2 protein-coding genes are annotated in these 2,764 nt (G+C 72.3%); one reads left to right on the forward strand and one right to left on the reverse strand.

The window, feature by feature from the left end; genetic code table 11:
• Positions 1-450: 450 nt before the first annotated feature.
• Positions 451-1,965, reverse strand: a complete 1,515-nt coding sequence (locus TA90_RS02770; protein WP_231550635.1) for an MFS transporter — start codon at positions 1,963-1,965, stop codon at positions 451-453.
• Between the two features lie 315 nt (positions 1,966-2,280).
• On the opposite strand from TA90_RS02770, the gene TA90_RS02775 reads away from it, so the two are divergent.
• Positions 2,281-2,601 (forward strand): TM2 domain-containing protein, encoded by a 321-nt coding sequence (locus TA90_RS02775; protein WP_043534500.1) that lies wholly within the window; start codon positions 2,281-2,283, stop codon positions 2,599-2,601.
• Positions 2,602-2,764: the final 163 nt, after the last annotated feature.

The following is a 2,764-nucleotide window of genomic DNA, read 5'->3' on the forward strand; positions in this document are numbered from 1 at the left end:
ATGGACGTCGCGTTGTGCGTTCCATGGGTGCAACGCGCGGGACCCGCGCGCCATTCCCGCCGACGAGGGCGGCCACACCCCTGCCCTCCGGACCCGGTGCCCCATGATCTGCCGGGGTACCCCCAGCAGGTCTCCGAGGTCCTGCGTCCGTCCCGCGGGACACGCCGTGCTGCGTGACCGCCCCGTCCCGGTGCTGGAACTCCGCGCCACCGGTCCGTGCTGGGGGGGTCCGCGCCACGGGTCCGTGCCACCGGTTCGCGCCGCGCCCGCCACCTCGGCGGACGAGGGCGGCCCCCGTGGGGCCTGCCGGGCGTGAGGCGGGAGTGCCGGGAGTGCTGCCCGCCGAGCGGTCGTCCACCCGGGAGTCCAGACCTGCCACCACGGCTCTCCGAGCGGGACAGTCCACGGGACCCGAACCCAGGGAGGGCCGGGTGCCCAGCAGCCGGACCTTCAGTCGCCCAGGCGCTGCCCCTTGAGTTCGGGCAGGGTGAAGGCGCCCGCGGCCGCAACCGCGAAGGCCACGGCGAAGACGCCGAACACCAGGTGGTTGCCCCCGGCCCCTAGGAGCACGGGAACCAGCAGCGGGGCGGCGATCGAGGCCAGCCGCCCGAAGCCTGCGGCCGCTCCCGTCCCTGTCCCCCGCACGGAGGTCGGGTAGAGCTCCGGTCCGATGGCGTAGAGGGCGCCCCAGGCACCCAGGTTGAAGAAGGAGAGCAGCATGCCCGCGGCGATAATCATCGACCCGGTGCTCGCCAGTCCGTACAGGGCGGCCGCGACCGCGGACCCGACCAGGAACACGCCGAGCGTGAGCCTGCGTCCCCACTTCTCGATGAGCCAGGCCGCCGCCGCATATCCGGGCAGCTGGGCGAGCGTGATCACCAGCGTGAACTGGAAGGACTTGACCATCGTGAACCCCTGTTCGACCAGGAGGCTCGGGATCCACACGAATGCCCCGTAGTAGCTGAGGTTGATGCACAGCCAGATCGTCCACAGGGCGGCGGTGCGTCGACGCAGGGCGGGGGACCAGATGGACACGGTCCCGTCCGTCGCCACCTCGTGCCCGGCCCGGTGAGCGGGCAGGTCGGCGGCTCCGCCCTCGTCGGCACCTCCCGCGCCCACCCCGGCGGTGGGGAGCGGGACTGCGTCGCCCTCGTCCGCGCTCCCGGCCCCGGAAGTGGGGCGCTCGCCGCTGGCCCCGCCGACCCCTGCGGGCTGCGGTGCGCTGATACCGGCCGCGGCCTCGAACTCGCGCACGCTGGCCTCGGCCTCCTCGTGGCGGCCCTTCGACTCCAGGAAGCGCACGGACTCCGGCAGGTGCAGGCGCACGATGATCGCGTAGACGGCCGGCGCCATCCCGATCGCCAGGGCCCAACGCCACCCGACGGGCGAGGACGGGACCACGAAGGCACCGATGACGGCGGCGAGCAGCCAGCCCACCGCCCAGAACGCCTCCAGCCACACGACCATGCGCCCGCGGATCGCGCGGGGCGCGTACTCGCTGACCAGGGTCGAGGCGACCGGCAGCTCCGCACCGAGCCCCAGCCCGACGAGGAAGCGCAGCACCATGAACATCGCCACCGACACGGACAGGGCCGAGATACCCGTGGCGATCCCGTAGACGACGAGGGTGAGGGCGAAGACCTGGCGACGCCCGACCCTGTCCGCGACCGCCCCGCCCAGGGTGGCGCCGATCGCCATGCCGATGAAGCCGATGGAGGCGATCCACCCGGTCGTGGACTTCGAGAGGTCCCAGTGTGCGGCCACGGCCACCATGACGAAGCAGATCAGGCCGACGTCCATGGCGTCCAGCGCCCACCCGACCCCGGAGCCGACCAGGAGTCGCGCATGTCGGCGGGTGAAGGGCAGACGGTCGAGGCGCTCGGCGCGGGTGGGGACGGGACGTGCGCCCGGGTCCTGGGGGACGCCGTCGGGGTCGGGGAGGTCGGAGGAGTTCTGGGGTTTCACCGGATGCTCCAGTTCAGGCACGGGGAGTGGGATCGTGACGTCGGCCGAACCGGCTCCGACCGGTCCGGACCTGCCGGACCCGCCGTGGAGCCACCGGGGGATGTCCGACGAATTACCGCGCCGGAGGCGTCCCCGGTGACGAGGTGTCCGTGTGGTGGTGGGTGGTGGCGGGGCGGAAGTGTGGTGGGTGGTGGCGGGGCGGCGGCGTGGCCGCGAGGTGGTGGAGCCGCCCCCGGTGCCTATGCTGGGCGCGGGGACGCGCGGACAGCGCGGCCACCCACGGCAGTGGGAGTCAGTCAGCAGGAGGCACCACCGATGAGCACCTACTACACGCAGACACCCCCGAAGAACTTCGTGATCACCTGGTTGTTGTCCCTCTTCCTCGGGGTCATCGGTGTGGACCGCTTCTACCTGGGCAAGATCGGCACCGGCATCCTCAAGCTCATCACCGCAGGCGGCTTCGGACTCTGGGCGATCATCGACCTGATCCTGGTGCTCACGGGCAACCAGCGGAGCAAGGACGGTCGCCCGCTGGAGGGCTACGAGCAGAACAAGGTCATGGCCATCGTGGTCACGCTGGTCGTGTGGATCTTCGGCCTCGGGATCGGCGGGTTCTCCGCCATCGGCGGGAACTGAGGCAGACGCAGACCCGGCCCGCTCCGGGTGGGTGGTGCCCCGCGGGTGGCGGCACGAGTGCCCGGACGAGGACGACGACCCGGCAGGTCGGACATCCGGGTTGGCCGGGCTGTGTCGGGTTGGCCGGGCTGCTTTGGGGGCTCCGGGCTGTCTTGGGGGCTCC

This window comes from Actinomyces polynesiensis (assembly GCF_000820725.1).
GTDB classification, from domain to species: domain Bacteria; phylum Actinomycetota; class Actinomycetes; order Actinomycetales; family Actinomycetaceae; genus Pauljensenia; species Pauljensenia polynesiensis.